This is a genomic window from Croceibacterium aestuarii (assembly GCF_030657335.1).
Lineage (GTDB): Bacteria > Pseudomonadota > Alphaproteobacteria > Sphingomonadales > Sphingomonadaceae > Croceibacterium_B > Croceibacterium_B aestuarii.
The window spans coordinates 1,501,856-1,517,805 of the sequence record NZ_CP131039.1 but is presented as its reverse complement, the minus strand read 5'-3'; the positions used below and the strand labels follow the sequence as shown (position 1 = coordinate 1,517,805).

Below are 15,950 nucleotides of genomic sequence, written 5' to 3'. Positions count from 1 at the left end.
CGATCTTGGGCGCGCGAATCAGTGGTTGTGGCGCGGCAGCTTTTTCGATGTGCCGCGGTATTTGAGCGCCATGTCCATCACTCCGCCTTCCGACAGCTGACCGGTTTTCTCGCGGTACAGTTCTTCCCATGGCGTCTGTGATTCCGGGATCGCGGCAGGCGGCTCCTCGGCCAGCCGGCGGGCGATCTCGGCCTCGTCCACCAGCGCGTTGCAGGTGCCGGCGTTAAGGTCGATGCGGATCGTGTCGCCGTCGCGCAGCCAGGCGAGTCCACCGCCCGCCGCGCTTTCGGGCGAGCAATTGAGGATCGACGGGCTGTCGCTGGTGCCCGATTGGCGGCCGTCGCCGAGCGTGGGCAGCCACATCACCCCGCGTCGGATCAGCGCGTCGGGCGGCTGCATGTTGACCACCTCTGCGCTGCCCGGCCAGCCGATCACGCCCGAGCCGCGCATGACGAGGATCGAATCCTCGTCGATGCCCAGCGCAGGATCGTTGATCCGGTGGTGGTAATCGTCGGACCCGTCGAACACGACCGCGCGGCCTTCGAAGATACCCTCGGCACCCGGCCGCGACAGGTACCGCCCGCGAAAGTCGTCGGAGATGACCGAGGTCTTGAGGATACCGAAGTCGAACAGGTTGCCCGAAAGGACGACAAATCCTGCCCGCTCCATCAGCGGATTATCGAACGGGCGGATCATCTCGCGATCGGGACTTTCATGGCCCGCGAGGTTCTCGGCCATCGTCTTTCCGGTGCAGGTCACGCAATCGCCATGCAGCTTGCCGGCCTGCAGCAGCTCCCACATCGCCGCGGGAACACCGCCGGCGCGGTGGAAGCGCTCGCCGAGATACTTGCCCGCCGGCTGCATGTTGACCAGCAGCGGCAGATCGTAGCCGTGGTGCTGCCAAACCTCGGGTTCGAGCTCGACTCCGGCATGGCGCGCCATCGCCACGATGTGCGGCTGTGCGTTCGACGAACCTCCAATCACACTTGTCGTGGCAATCGCGTTGAGAAAGGCTTCGCGAGTAAGGACCCGGCTAGGACGCAGGTCTTCGAGCACCATCTCGACGATGCGCCGCCCCGTCCGATAGGCAATCTGGCCGCGCTCGCGATAGGGCGCCGGTATCGCAGCGCACCCGGTCAGCGACAGGCCGAGGGCCTCGGCGACCGCGTTCATCGTGCTGGCAGTGCCCATCGAATTGCAGTGCCCGGCGCTCGGCGCGCTGCTCGTTGCCCGGTCGAGGAACTCCGCCTCGTCGATTTCGCCAGCGGCCAGCTTGCGGCGGCTGCGCCAGATGACCGTGCCCGAGCCGACCAGTTCGCCCTCGTGCCAGCCGTCGAGCATCGGCCCACCGCTAAGGACGATAGCCGGGATGTCGACCGTGCTGGCGGCCATGACCTGGCTCGGCGTGGTCTTGTCGCAGCCGGTGGTCAGCACGACGCCGTCGATCGGGTAGCCGTTAAGCAGTTCGACCAGCCCGAGATAGAGCAGGTTGCGATCGAGCGCGGCCGTCGGGCGGCGACAGTTCTCAAATATAGGATGGACCGGGAACTCGAGCGGAATCCCGCCCGCATCGCGGATTCCGTCACGCGTCCGCTTGGCCAGATGCAGATGGATGCGGTTGCAGGGGCTGAGGTCGCTGCCCGACTGGGCGATACCGATGATCGGCTTGCCGCTACGCAGTTCCTCCGGCGTGACGCCGTAGTTCATGAACCGCTCGAGGTAGAGCGCGGTCTGGTCCCAGCGCTCGGCGTTGTCGAACCAATCGCGCGAGCGCAGCCGCGGCGAGCGTTCGCCGTCGTCGCTCACGAGGCGCCAGGGCGGCTGGCGTTTCGCGCCGCGAGGCTGGGGGCGGCGTCGGATTCCCGTCGCACGAGTTTGTAGGGGAGCGTCGTGTGCTCGGGCTGGAGCTTTTCGCCCGTTCGCCGGGCGCGAACTATGCGCACGATCGCATTGACCGCCCAGGCGGTCATTTCGCGGATCGGCTGGCGGATGGTGGTCAGCTCCGGCCAGATCGTGCGCGCCATGTCGGTATCGTCGAACCCGCACACCGTAATGTCGTTCGGCACGTCGAGGTGGCGGCGATGCGCCATCGCCACCACCGCGGCGGCCATGTCGTCGTTCGAGGCGAAGATCGCCGTCGGTCGCGGTTCGGCGGCGAGCAGACGTTCGGCGGCATCGAGCCCCGAGCGATAGGTGAAACGTCCCTGTACGATGAGCTGATCGTCGATCTCGATCCCGGCATCGCTGAGTGCGGCACGGTAGCCGTTGAGGCGCCGCCCGCTGGCGACCTGTTCGGGATTGCCGATGATGAAGCCGATGCGGGAATGCCCAAGGTCGATAATGTGCTTGGTCATGTCGTAGGCGGCGCGAAAGTCGTCGATCATGACGGCGGCGTCGGATCCGCTGGCCTTGCCCGGACCGACCGCGACGGCCACCGCGCCGAGTTCTCCAACGAGATCCAGGACGCTCTGGTCGTCGCATAGCGGTGGCGGCAGGATGAAGCCCTGGATACCGCTTTCCGCCAACTTGCGCATCAGCACCGTGGCGTCGGCCACGGTTTCGCAGCTCTGCACTTCGAGGTGGATGTCGCCGCGGCTCGATTCCTCGAGCGCGCCCATGAGAAATTCGCTGAGGTAGGACGCCGATGGATTGTCGAAAAGCAGCGCGATGCGCAGCTGTTCGCCGCCGGCGAGACTACGGGCCGCGCGATTGGGCGCATAGTTGAGCTGACGTACGGCCTCGAGCACCGCATTGCGGGTGCCCTCGCGCACGCTGGCCTCGCCATTGATGACCCGACTCACGGTCATGGGCGAGCAGTGGGCCAGCCGGGCCACGTCGGCGATCGTCGGCGCACCCTTGTGCCGCCGCCCGGTCTTGCGCGCCGCCCCCTCGCTCTTGCCCTTGCTCATTGCGAGGTCCTTAGGGCGCACACGAGGGCGGCAAAAGCGTTTTTTCGGGCCATCTCAGCCGCCCGGTGCATCGGGAAAGCGGAGCGCTTGGTACCATTCGAGCGAATGCGCCGGCGGAGCGGCTCCAAGCGGGAGCGGCAAGTGATTGAGCGATTGCCAGTAAGCGACCGATGCGTCGCGCCACCAGCGCGCCTCGCGCTGCTGGATGGCGAGGAACTCGGCGGTGTCCTCGAACCTCTGCCCATCGACATAGGGCGCGAGAGTGGACCACTTAGCAGCCATGGCATCGACTGCCGCAACCCCGCGGTCGTAGCGGTGGACCAGCTCGGGCCAGAGCGCGCGGCCCGACCGGGTGCGGAAATCCCACGGCAAGTGGTGGAACCAGAGCAGGTAGTCCTCGTCAATCGCCTTCGGATCGCGCCATCTGGAGGCGACCGAGGGAGCATATTGCGCCAACGCGTTGCTGCCGGTTGCAGTCCGATCGAAGCCAATGCCCTGCACGTCGGCGCGGCTGTAGTAGCAAGGGTTCCATTCGGGCCTCGCAAGGTCGCAGACCCAGGGCGCCGGGCCGTAATGGTGACCTGTGCCCATCTGGTGAGCGAGCCCCATCGGGGTCATGTAGTCAACCACCGCCTGGCGGCTGCCGAGCATCATCGGCACGACTTCGGCGAGGAAAGCGGGATCGCGGCTGAACGTCTGCGCCGCCCACTCGCGCGCGATCTGCTCGCTGCTCATGCTCGGATCCCACGCCAGACGGCCCAAGGCGTACCAGTTGGCCTGGTCGAAATGCGATCCGGACCAGTTGCGATCGGACCCGGTATTAGCGACGCCGGCCATTCCGGCGATGGTCTGTGCCACTGGCCCGCCGCGTCCGGTATCGACGCTCAAGACTTCCTTCCAGAGCGGCGCAAGAAACGCCAGGTGGGTGGCGAAGCCGAGGTACTCCTTGGTGATCTGCCCTTCGAGCATGAGCTTCGTGTGGGGCATCGCCCCGAACATCGGGTGGAACGGTTCGCGGGGCTGAAAGTCGATCGGACCGTTCTTGACCTGGAGGATCACGTTGTCGGCGAACTTGCCGCCGAGCGGCACGAACTCGTTATAGGCCTGCATCGCACGGTCGGTCGAATCCTCGGCCGAGTAGACGAAGGCGCGCCACAGCACCACGCCGCGATTGCCAAGCGCAGCGGCCATCATGTTGGCCCCGTCGGCGTGGGTGCGCCCGTAGTCCTGGGGTCCGGGCTGGCCTTCGGAGTTGGCCTTGACCAGGAAACCGCCGAAATCGGGAATTGCCGCGTAGATTTGGTCCGCCTTGGCTTTCCACCACGCGCGCACGCGCGGGTCGAGCGGGTCGGCGGTGCCGGTCCCGCCGATTTCCATCGGCGCCGAGAAACGCGCGCTCAGGTAGACGCGGATGCCGTAGGGCCGCCAGGCATCGGCCAGACGCGCCAGTTTGGCGATATAGCGCGGCTCGAGCAGGTAGGCTTTGGCGTTGACGTTGTTGACCACCACGCCGTTGATGCCGATCGAGGCCTCGGCGCGGGCGTAATCGATCATTCGCGGATCGAGATGGTCGGGCAGGTGCCACCAGTCGAAGATCGAACGCCCGGCATAGCCGCGCTCGACCGGCCCGCCGGGATTGTCCCAGTGGTCGATCATCCTCAGCGGATAGACTGGAGCCGAGGTCCCGCCGATCGCGGATACCCCTTCGCCCGAGCCGAGATGCCGCAGGAATGCGAAAGCGCCGTAGAGCACGCCGTTATCGTCGTTCCCGGCGATGAGCACCCGGCCATCGGCGAGGCGTGCAATGCGGTAGGCGCCCGGCGGCAGGCCATCGAGCGGCGCCGCCTCGCGCGCGGCATCGCCTTCGAGATCGCGCGCCCGCCCGAGCACGATTCCCGGACCGGTCGCCCGGTGCCCGCCGAGCATTCCGGCGAGCCCGCGCTCCAGTTCGCGCCGGGCAGCGGCGATGGTCGGCGTCGGTGCCGAGACGACCAGGACCGGCCCCAGCGCGGCGGCGGTATCGGCCGCCCTGTCCTCTGCCAGGGGGGCGTAGCGCAGCCACAGGTCATAGCCGTCTTCCGCATTCGTCACCCCCGGCAGGGTCAATGCCGCGATGACCGCACACAACCGCAACAGACGATTGACAAGCCCTCTCCCCATAATCATGGTAGCGCTATCATACGAGGCCGCGCAGTCAAGATGCGGTGGGACGGGAGAGTAACTATGAAGGGCCGCACCAGGGCCGCCGCGCTCGCCGCGGGTATCGCATTCGTCGCCCTGACTGGCGTCACACCGAGCCACCTCGCGGCGCAGGACCCTGCAAGTTCGGTCGCCCGGCCAATGGCCGATGCGCCCTACTGGAACGCCTCGCTGCCGACCGAACAGCGGGTCGCCGACCTCCTCGCACGGATGACTCTCGACGAGAAGATCGCCCAGATCATCACCTTGTGGGACAACAAGGTCGAAATCCAGGACGACGATTTCTCTTTCGACCCGGCCAAGGCGAGCAAGGCCCATCCGGCCGGCATCGGCATGATCGCTCGTCCCTCGGACCTCCACGGTCCCGGCAGTCCGCGCGTCCAGCCGCCGCGGTCGATCGAACAGAGCGTCGCCTACGTCAATGCGGTGCAGAAATGGGCGCGCGAGAACACGCGGCTCGGCATCCCGGTCCTGTTTCACGAGGAATCGCTCCACGGTCTGGCTGCGAGGGATGCTACCAGCTTCCCGCAGGCCATCGCCCTCGCCTCGACCTGGGATCCCGATCTCATCCGCGAAGTCAACGCGCTGATCGCGAGCGAGGTTCGTCCGCGGGGGGTCCACCTGGTGCTGTCGCCAGTCGTCGACGTTGCGCGCGACCCGCGCTGGGGCCGGATCGAGGAGTCATTCGGCGAGGATCCGTTCCTTGTCGGCGAAATGGGCGTCGCCGCGGTCGAAGGGCTGCAGGGCAAGGGCACAAGCCGCAAGATCGGGCCGAACCACGTCCTCGCCACGCTCAAGCACATGACGGGTCACGGCCAGCCCGAAAGCGGCACCAATGTCGGCCCGGCGCCGATCGGCGAGCGGACGCTGCGCGAGTTCTTCTTCCCGCCGTTCGAACAGGTCGTGAAGCGCACCGGGATCGACGCGGTCATGGCCAGCTACAACGAGATCGACGGCATCCCGAGCCACTCGAACGTCTGGCTGCTGCGCGACGTGTTGCGCGGCGAATGGGGATACCAGGGCGCTGTGGTCTCCGACTATTACGCCATCGGTGAGCTGGCGACGCGGCACAAGATCGCCGCCGACCTCCAGGAGGCCGCGGAAATGGCGCTCGCCGCCGGCGTCGATACCGACCTGCCGACCGGCAACGCCTACATCACGTTGGGCGATGCCGTGAAATCGGGCCAGGTGCTGATGGCTGCCATCGACCGGGCCGTGGCTCGAATGCTGACGATGAAGTTCAACGCCGGGCTATTCGAGAACCCCTGGGCCGACCTTGCCGCGGCGAAAAAGTCCGACGGTCCGCAAGCCCGCGCGCTGGCGCGCAAGGCCGCCGCCGAATCGCTCATCCTGCTCAAGAACGACGGAACGTTGCCGCTCTCGCTACCGAAAGCGGACGCAGCCAAGCGGACAATCGCGGTGATCGGTCCCAATGCCGCGGTCGCGCGTCTCGGCGGCTACTACGGCATCCCGCGCAGCACCGTCTCGCCGCTCGAAGGCCTTAAAGCGCTCGTCGGCGACAAGGCCAACCTCGTCACCGCGCAGGGCGTGGTCATTACCGAGAACGACGACTGGTGGGCCGACGAGGTCAAGCTCGGCGATCCGGCCGAGAACGCGAAGCGCATCGCCGAGGCCGTCGACGTCGCGAAGAAGGCCGACACGATCGTGCTGTTCATCGGCGACACCGAGCAGACCAGCCGCGAAGGCTGGGCCGAGAGCCATCTCGGCGACCGCACCGATCTCGACCTCGTGGGGCAGCAGAACGACCTCTTCAATGCGCTCAAAGCGCTCGGCAAACCGGTCGTCGCAGTACTCGTCAACGGCCGACCGCCGAGCTATCCGACCATCGCCGCGAAAGCGAACGCGATCCTCGAAACCTGGTACGGCGGCGAGCAGCAGGGCAATGCGATTGCCGATGCGCTATTCGGCCGAGTCAATCCGGGCGGAAAACTCCCCGTGACGGTGGTGCGCGACGTCGGCCAGGTGCCGGCGTTCTACGACCACAAGCCGAGCGCAAGGCGCGGTTACCTGTTCAGCGACATCACGCCGCTTTATCCGTTTGGCTACGGCCTCAGCTACACCACATTCGAGATCGGCGCCCCGGTGCTGTCCGCTGCGGCGATCAAGCCGGGCCAAGGCGTCAGCGTGCGCGTACCGGTGGCGAACACCGGCAAAGTGGCGGGCGACGAAGTGGTCCAGGTCTACCTGCGCGACGAGGTCAGCAGCGTTACCCGCCCGGTCAAGGAACTCGCTGGCTTCCAGCGCGTGACGCTGCAACCCGGCGAGACCAAAACGGTCGAAATCGCCATCCGCCCCGACAGCCTCGCGCTATGGAACCGCGAGATGAAACGCGTGGTCGAGCCGGGTCAATTCAGCATCATGGCCGGCCCCAATTCGCAGGACCTCAAGAGCGTCACGCTGACGGTGGCGCCGTGAGCCGGCCGCTCGCCCGCCGCGGCGCGCTCAAGCTGCTCGCCGGCGGCAGCGCCTCGGCACTCGCCGTGGCGCAGGCCCCCCTCGCCTTCGCAAAGGAGGCCGCACCGCTCTACAAGAACGCTAACGCGCCGATTCCGGCGCGCGTCGCCGACCTTCTGGCGCGGATGACGCTGGCCGAGAAAATCGCCCAGATCCGCGGCGTCTGGGCCGGCAAGGGCGGCATGCTCAGCGGCCTCGAGTTCGACCCGGCCAGGGCCAGCACGAACTTCCCCGACGGGATCGGCGCGCTGGGCCGCCCGTCCGACAAACGCGGCACGCCGGGCGTCGGCGAGGCCTCGGGCGGATCGCGCGATCGCTGGCGCACGCCGCGCCAGACGGTCGAGTTCATCAACGCGTTGCAGAAGTGGGCGCTCGAAGACACCCGGCTCGGCATCCCGGTGCTCTGCCACGAGGAATCGCTGCACGGCTACATGGCCACCGACGCGACCTCGTTTCCGCAGGCCATCGCGATGGCGGGTACTTTCGACCCTGCATTGCTGCGCCGCGTCCACTCGAAAATCGCCGACGAAATGCGCGCGCGCGGCGTGTTCTATACGCTCAGCCCGGTGGTCGACATCGTGCGCGACCCACGCTGGGGGCGGATCGAGGAGACATTCGGGGAGGATCCCTACCTCGTCTCCGAGATGGCCGTGGCGACGGTCGAGGGCCTGCAGGGACCGGGCAAGTTCGAAAGACTCGCCCCGAACAAGATCTTTGCCACGCTCAAGCACATGACCGGCCACGGGCAGCCGGACAGCGGAACCAACGCCGGACCGGCGGAAACCTCCGAACGGGACCTGCGCGAGAACTTCTTTCCGCCGTTCCGCGCCGTTGTCGAGCGCACCTCGATCGGCGCAGTCATGCCGAGCTACAACGAGATCGACGGCATCCCGAGCCACTCCAATATCTGGCTTCTCGGCAAGATCCTGCGCGGCGAATGGGGTTTCGACGGGATCATCTCGAGCGACTATAACGGAATCGACCAGCTCAACTCGCTGCATCACGTCGCCGCCGACGATGCCGAGGCGGCCCGCCTGGCGCTCGCCGCCGGGGTCGACAGCGAGCTGCCCGACGGCCAGGCCTTCCTCACGCTCGCCAACCAGGTCGCGGCGGGGACCGTCGACACGGCGCTGATCGACCGCGCCTGCGCCCGCATGCTGACCTTCAAGATGCGCGCCGGGCTGTTCGAAAATCCCTACGGCGACGCGGATCGCACCGAGGCCGTCACCGGCGACGCTGCCGGGCGCGCACTGGCGCTCGAGGCGGCGCGCAAGAGCCTGTGCCTGCTGACCAACAACGGCGTCCTGCCGCTCGACGCCGCGAAGATGGGCAAGGTCGCGGTAATCGGGCCGAATCACGACATCGTGCGCTTCGGCGGTTACTCGAGCGTGCCGAAACAGGCGGTGACGCTGCTCGAAGGGCTACGCCAAGCCGCGCCCCAGGTTCAATTCGTATCCGCGCAGGGGGTGTTCATCACCGAGAGCGACGACCGCTCGGTCGACCTGATCGAGCTGTTCCCGCGTCAGCGCAACCTGCAGCTGATCGACCAGGCGGTGAGCGTGGCAAAGACCGCCGACACCATCGTGCTGGCCATTGGCGACACCGAGCAGACCAGCCGCGAGGGCTTTGCCGTGACCCATCTCGGCGACCGCGACGATCTGGACATCGTGGGTGAGCAAAACGAACTCGTCGATGCCATCGCCGCGCTCGGCAAGCCGCTGGTGGTCTGCGCGATCAACGGCCGGCCGCCGAGCTGGCCCAACGTCATGGCCAAGGCCGACGCGGTGCTCGAATGCTGGTATTCCGGACAGGAAGGGGGAACGGCGATTGCCGAGGCCTTGCTCGGCAAGATCAACCCCGGCGCCAAGCTGCCGGTCAGCGTGGTGCGCGACGTCGGGCAGGTGCCGCTGTTCTACAACCACAAGCCGACTGCGCGGCGCGGGTACCTGTTCGACGACGCCGCGCCGCTGTTCCCGTTCGGCCACGGGTTGAGCTACACGACGTTCGAAATATCGGAGCCGCGCCTGTCCGCCACCCAAGTCGCGGCCAGCCAATCCGTAGATGTCGAGGCGACGGTGACCAACACCGGTGCGCGCGCCGGCGATGAGGTTGTCCAGCTCTACATCACGCGCACCGAGGTGCCGGTGACTCAGCCGGTCCTGCTGCTCAAGGGCTTCGAGCGGGTGACGCTGCAGCCCGGCGAGAGCCGGACGGTGCGCTTCACGCTGACACCCAAACAACTCGCCTACTGGGACCGCGCGATGAACGAGGTCAACGGACCCGGACCGGTCGCGGTGCATGTCGGCAACAGCTCGGCCAGCCTCAAGAGCGCCGGATTCGTCGTCACGTGAGCATCGCGCCAGCCGTTCCTGCCAAAATCGGGCGCTATCGCTGGGCAATCTGCGCGCTGCTCTTCTTCGTCATCACCATCAATTACATCGACCGGCAGGTGATCGGTGTGCTCAAGCCCGTGATCGAGCAGGACATGGGTTGGAGCGAGGTCGACTACGGCAACATCGTGACCGCCTTCCAGGCCAGCTACGGGGTCGGGCTGCTGGTGGTCGGCCGCTGGCTCGACAGGGTCGGCACACGCCGCGGCATGGCCATCGCCATCGGGCTTTGGAGCCTGGCCGCCTGTTTTCACGCGGCGGCACGCACGGTGCTCGGTTTTATACTCGCGCGAATGGCGCTCGGGCTCGCCGAGAGCGCGGCCTATCCCGGCACGGTCAAGTCGGTCGCGGAGTGGTTTCCCCGGCGCGAGCGCGCCCTCGGCGTGGGCATTCTCAACGCCGGCGCCAACGTCGGCGTCCTCTCCACGCCCGTGGTCGGCATCATGGTCGCCGGGCTCTATGGCTGGCGCGCGGCCTTTATCGTCACCGGTCTGCTCGGCTTCATCGTGCTCGGCGCCTGGCTGTGGTTGTTCCGGCTTCCCCGCAAGCATCCGAACCTGAGCAAGGAGGAACTTGCCTACATCGAGCAGGACGGCGCCGATGCCGAAGGCGCGCCGCTCTCATGGAATCAGGCGCTGCACCAGAGACAGACCTGGTACTTCATCGCCGGCAAGTTCTTTACCGACCCGGTGTGGTACCTGTTTCTGTTCTGGCTGCCCGACTTCTTCTCGCGCACCCAGGGGCTCAATCTTTTCCCGACGGGGGATAGCGGCGTGCTGGCGACGATCGGCCCGGCCCTGATCGGAGTCTATCTGCTGGCCGACCTCGGCTCGATCGCCGGCGGCTGGCTTTCCTCGTTTCTGATTCATCGCGGGTGGAGTGTGAACGCGGCGCGCAAGACGACCCTGCTGGCGGCGGCGCTGTGCGCACTGCCGCTGGTCAGCGTCACAAGTATCGACAACACCGCCGTCGTGGTCCTTCTGATCGGCCTGGGGACGGCGGGCCACCAGGCGTTCTCTTCGAACATCTTCGCGATGATTTCCGATCTTTACCCGCGCCGCGCCGTGGCGACGGTGGCGGGCATGGGCGGAATGGCCGGAGCGATCGGCGGCATCCTGATTGCCCAGGCGACCGGTTGGACCCTCGAGCTGACCGGATCCTACCTGCCGATCGTGATCTATGCGGGCCTCGGCTACCTGATTGCCCTGGCCGTCATTCACCTGCTGGTTCCGCGCATGGAACCCGCCCCCTTGGGAACAGTACAATGACCTGGCGCTTGACCCGCCGCCAAGCCCTCGCCGGCCTTGCCGCCGCGGTCCCGCTGGCCGGCTGCACAACCCTCGCCGGGCGCGGCGGTGAGCCCGCCAGCATGGCCCGCGTGCCAAGCCCCTCGCTCGACACCCTCTCTCGCCGGTCGGGCCGGCGCTTCGGCAGCTCGATCGGCGCCAACCCCGGTGGACGCCGGCAAGGCGGTACGATCGGCAACCCCGCCTATGCGGCGATCGTCAAAGGCGAATGCAGCCTTGTGGTCCCTGAAAACGAGCTGAAGTGGCAGGCCACCCGCCCCGGCCCCGAAGCTTTCGATTTCGCGCGCATGGACGCGATCGTAGCCTGGGCGCAGGCCAACAGCCTGGCGGTGCGCGGCCACACCCTTCTGTGGCATCGGCCCAAGTGGTTTCCCCAATGGCTCAACGACTACGATTTCGGCGCCAACCCGGTGCGGGAAGCCGAGCGGCTGGTCGTCGAGCATATCCGCACTGTCACCGATCGCTATCGCGGCACGATCCATAGCTACGACGTCGTCAACGAAGCCATCGATCACGATAGCCATGGGACCCTGGCAACGAGCCTGAGCCGGGCCATGGGCAGTCCGGAGGCGGTGCTCGACCTCGCCTTTCACAGCGCGCGCGAGCAGCTGCCCGACGGGCAACTGGTCTACAACGACTACATGAGCTGGGAGCCCCAGCACCGCCATCACTGCAACGACGTGCTCCGCCTGCTCGAGGGCTTCCGCAAACGCGGCGTCCCCGTCGACGCGCTCGGCGTTCAGTCGCATATCGAGATGTTCTCGCTCGATCCGGCGACCGGCGTCGGCTCTTATGACGAGGCCGGTTGGCGGCGCTTCCTCGATGAGGTGGTCGGCATGGGCTACAAGCTGCTGATCACCGAGTTCGACGTAAAGGACAAGGCGTTGCCCGGCGAGATCGCGCTGCGCGACGAGCGCGTCGCCGACTACGCCCGGCGCTACTTCGACCTGATGCTGGAGTACGACGAACTGGGCGACATCCTCGTCTGGGGGATGGTCGACGGCTTCAACTGGCTGCAGGGTTTCGCCCCGCGCGACGACGGCCTGGAGGTGCGCGGGAGCCCCTACGCCTCGGACTACCGGCCCAAGCCGCTGCGCACCGCGCTCGCCCGCTCGTTCATGGCCGCTACCTGACCCCGGCTTGGCGGGCCGGGTCAACGGCGGCGCTTTGCAGGAATCGTGACAAAGAAAAAGCCGCCGCTCCGGAGAGCGGCGGCGTCGGAGTCTGGCAATGTCCGCTGGGAGTTCAGAAATTGCCGCGAATAATGAACGAGAACCTGCGGTCGTTCATGAAGTAAGACCGCGGCGCCAGGTCCTTCGGATCGCCGGTATAGGCCTGGGTCGTTTTCGTCACCTCGTTGAGCAGGTTGACCCCCTGAACGCCGATCCTCAAATCATTGTCGATCTTGAGAACATCCTTAAGGTTCAGGAAAATCGAGGCGTCCAGCTGCCCGGTCGGCTCGTTAAAGATCGAGTAGTACGGGAAGATCACGTCCGATGCGGTAAGCAGGAAGCGTGAGCGCCAGTTGTACGCTGCGCGCAGCGAAATCGGCCCCTTTTCGTAGAACGCGGTGACGTTGAAGTTGTGCTTCGAGAGCTGCTCGAGCGGCAGATTGCCGGGCGGCACGGTCGAGGTGTTCGGGATGTTGCCGCCGTTGAGGAAGGTGTTCGGCAGCCCCTTGCTTTCGATATAGGTATAGTTGGCCTGCAAGCCGAGCCCGTCGAAGGGTTGCGGCAGGAATTCGTAGGTCTGCTGGTAGGCCAGCTCGAAACCCTTGATCTTGCCAGTGCCATCGTAATTGTCGGGGCCCCGGACGAACACCTTCTCGGTGACGCCGTTGCTGGTCACGTCGCGCGAGAAGACGTTCTGGTAGAAAAAATTGTCGACCGACTTGTAGAAGCCGTTGAAAGTCAGCGAGCCAACTCGGGCGAAGTACCATTCGATGCTGGCATCAAACTGCCAGGCCGTTGCCGGACGGATGTATGGGTTGCCCGTCTCAGCGGTCAGGTTCCCGCTTGCGACATCGAAGCCGACGGTCAGGAAGTTGCGAATGTACGAGTTGTCCGGCCGCGTCAGCACCTTCGATGCTGCAAGGCGCAGGACCAGCTCGTCGCTCAGACCGAACTTCAGATTAAGGCTCGGCAGCCAGTAGTGGTAGTTGGCCTTGGCCACATTTGTCGCTGTCGCGCCGGTGGCGAAAGCTTGAAGGTCGGCGTACCCCGCGGGCCCGAGCGCACAGGCTCCACCAGGGCGCGAAGGAGGCGTCCCCGGCGGCGCACCCGGAGGCACGACAGCAGCGCAATTCTGGTCATACGAACTGACGATATTCAGCGCCTGCTGGCTCGGAACGCCGAGTTCACCCCGAGAAGTCACGCTCGTATCCACATAGCGCACGCCGACGTTGCCCGAGAGCCTGACGCTGCCAAACGCGTCATCGGAGCCGAAGCTTGCCATGATGTAGGCCGCTTTGTCCTTTTGTCCGACAGGCTGGATATCCTGAGGAATGAAGCCGGCGGCGTTTGCAGCATTGGGCGTTCCCGCGTTGCGGGCGGCCAACGGCACCCAGGTCGGCGATCCGCCGAGCGCAGTCGCCATGTCCTGGATCTGCTGAAAGTCCGCGACCGACTGATCGTAATCGCCGATCAGGTTGCCCGAGTAGTAAAGGGCTCCGGGAGGCCCGGGAACTTGACCGCGGAAGAAGTTCGGGAAGTTGTAGCGCTCCGAGCTCGATGACCCCGTGTCTTCGAAATTGACTGGACGGCTGCCCGACCACGTCTCGCTCAGCATACCCCAGTTGTAGGTAGTGTAGCGAACAACCTGGTCGCGATCTTGGTAGCGCGCTCCGACCTTGATCCGGCGAATGAACGAATCGTCGTCGAATTCGTAGGCGAGATCACCCTTGATGGCATATTGGTCGCCTGTGCTGTCTTCCTTGTGATCCATCGCTGCCCGCCAAAACTGGAAGCGCGGATCATTGAAGTATTCCGCTTCGCTGGCGTTCGCGAGATCCGCCCCGGGTGTGGACCACGTGTAGCCAAGGAACTGCGGTTTGTGCGGGATGATGACCGGGTACTGGCCCGAAATGTCGAGTTCCTGGTCGGCGAAGGTCGATCCGAACACGCTGACGTCGAGGTTTTGCTTGTGCGACTTGGCATATTGGCCGTCGATTTCGAGCGTCAGCCGATCAGTCAGCTTCGATACCACATTTAGCCCGAAGTCCTGATTGAGGACTTCGTCCCTGACCCCGCGGCGGGCGAGCGATTGCTGCACGCCCCCAATCGGGGTGTACGGCGAAACCGCAGGATCGCCGCGCCAGCCGTTGCTGGCGTTAACGATGTAGCCCGACTGGAACAGGCCGTTCCCGTCGTAGACGTAGTCCTCGAAACCGCCGACTGGGCACTGAGCCCGCGCGGTCGCATCCCCGGCCGACGTCGGCGGGCCTGCCTCGTTCTGCTGGCAGCCGAGCGGGTAGGTCGAATACTCGGCCAGGTCGGGAGCGGTTTCGTAAGTGTATTCGCCCCAGGCGTTGGTCGTGTGCGAACGGATATATTCCGCCGTCACACGGGTCCCCCCATCGAGGCTTTCCCATTGCGCCGCAACGGTGAAACCATCGCGCTTGCGGTTGTACTCCTGGGTGCGGAACTGGCCGCCCACCGGTGCCACCTGCGAGGTGGCGTAGTCGGCAAAACCATCGGCCCCGGCGGTGCCGAAGAAGCCGCACGCTGCACCCGGTGGCGGCAGGGTCATGGTGTCCGACGAACTCGGCAGCGGATTGCGGCAGATCTGAGTGCCGCCTCCGGTGTTGGCGGCGTCGACAAATGCTCCGTCGCGGGTCTGATAGTTGGCGATCTGAATGCCGTCGGCGCGGCTCTTGATCTGCGAGAAGGCGCCGCTGACCAGGAGGCCGAAACGGCCCGAATCCGTGTCCCAGGTATTGCTGATCAGCCCCGAGATGGTCGGCGTCCATTTCTCGCTCAGGTCGCCGTAGTTCGCTTCCGCGCTGAACGAGATGTGGAACCCATCGCGGTCGAACGGCTTGCGGGTGTTCAGGTTGACCGTGCCGGCGAGGCCACCCTCGATCATCTCCGCGGTGGAATTCTTGTTGATGATGACCGAGCCGAGCAGTTCGGAGGGCACGTCGGCAAAATTGAGCGCCTGGCCGCCGACGCCCGCGACGAATGCGGTGCGCCCGTTGAATTCGGAGCGCACGAAATTGAGGCCGCGCACGACCACGCCCGAGCCTTCGACCGAGAAGTGGTCCGGATCGTTCGAGCCGGCGAAACGATTGATGGCCACCCCGGGAACGCGCTGCAAGGCTTCGGTTACCGACCGATCGGGAAGGGCGCCGATGTCCTGCGCGGTGATTGCATCGAGGACCGTATCGGCGTCGCGTTTGATGTCCTGCGAATTCGCCAGCGATTGGCGGATGCCGGTGACAACGATCACATTGTCCGTTGCGGGCGGCGCTTCGTCGCCGCCGACTTCCGTCTCGGTCGTTGTCGGGTCGTCCTGGGCGTAAGCTGCACCCGAAGCCAGCAGACAGCTGACGGCGAGCAGCGAAGCCCCTCCCCGCAGGGTGTTGCGCAGCCAGCGGCTACCATCTGAATCCAACGAAACGCGTGCGAACGTAGGCTGTGCCACGCCAATCTCCCCCGTGTTAGCGCTACCAT

Annotated in this window: 8 protein-coding genes; 4 read left to right on the top strand and 4 right to left on the bottom strand. The window is 65.9% G+C overall.

Going from position 1 to position 15,950, the window contains the following annotated elements; genetic code table 11:
• Positions 1-18 precede the first annotated feature (18 nt).
• Genes Q7I88_RS07325 through Q7I88_RS07315 form a run of 3 tightly spaced genes read right to left on the bottom strand, consistent with a single transcriptional unit; the run spans position 19 to position 5,069 of the window.
• On the bottom strand, positions 19-1,806 hold the full coding sequence (locus Q7I88_RS07325; RefSeq protein WP_305098385.1) for an IlvD/Edd family dehydratase: 1,788 nt from the start codon (positions 1,804-1,806) through the stop codon (positions 19-21).
• Positions 1,803-2,909, bottom strand: coding sequence for a LacI family DNA-binding transcriptional regulator (locus Q7I88_RS07320; protein WP_305098384.1), 1,107 nt, complete (start codon positions 2,907-2,909; stop codon positions 1,803-1,805). The genes Q7I88_RS07325 and Q7I88_RS07320 overlap by 4 nt, the downstream gene beginning before the upstream one ends.
• Before the next feature lie 54 nt (positions 2,910-2,963).
• Positions 2,964-5,069 (bottom strand): alpha-glucuronidase family glycosyl hydrolase, encoded by a 2,106-nt coding sequence (locus tag Q7I88_RS07315; protein ID WP_439648373.1) that lies wholly within the window; start codon positions 5,067-5,069, stop codon positions 2,964-2,966.
• A 63-nt stretch (positions 5,070-5,132) separates the two neighbouring features.
• Here Q7I88_RS07315 and Q7I88_RS07310 point away from each other — a divergent pair, with 63 nt between their 5' ends.
• From Q7I88_RS07310 to Q7I88_RS07295, 4 genes are read left to right on the top strand one after another with little or no spacing between them, the layout of a single operon-like run.
• Positions 5,133-7,544, top strand: a complete 2,412-nt coding sequence (locus Q7I88_RS07310) for a glycoside hydrolase family 3 N-terminal domain-containing protein (RefSeq protein ID WP_439648372.1) — start codon at positions 5,133-5,135, stop codon at positions 7,542-7,544.
• Positions 7,541-9,934, top strand: coding sequence for a glycoside hydrolase family 3 N-terminal domain-containing protein (locus tag Q7I88_RS07305; RefSeq protein WP_305098382.1), 2,394 nt, complete (start codon positions 7,541-7,543; stop codon positions 9,932-9,934). The genes Q7I88_RS07310 and Q7I88_RS07305 overlap by 4 nt, the downstream gene beginning before the upstream one ends.
• Entirely contained in the window at positions 9,931-11,241 is a 1,311-nt protein-coding gene (locus Q7I88_RS07300; protein ID WP_305098381.1) for an MFS transporter, read from the top strand. The genes Q7I88_RS07305 and Q7I88_RS07300 overlap by 4 nt, the downstream gene beginning before the upstream one ends.
• On the top strand, positions 11,238-12,413 hold the full coding sequence (locus Q7I88_RS07295; RefSeq protein ID WP_305098380.1) for an endo-1,4-beta-xylanase: 1,176 nt from the start codon (positions 11,238-11,240) through the stop codon (positions 12,411-12,413). The genes Q7I88_RS07300 and Q7I88_RS07295 overlap by 4 nt, the downstream gene beginning before the upstream one ends.
• A gap of 112 nt (positions 12,414-12,525) precedes the next feature.
• Here Q7I88_RS07295 and Q7I88_RS07290 read toward each other — a convergent pair whose 3' ends face one another.
• The gene (locus tag Q7I88_RS07290) at positions 12,526-15,921 is read right to left on the bottom strand and encodes a TonB-dependent receptor (protein ID WP_305098379.1); all 3,396 of its coding nucleotides are present in this window, start codon (positions 15,919-15,921) and stop codon (positions 12,526-12,528) included.
• Positions 15,922-15,950 lie beyond the last annotated feature (29 nt).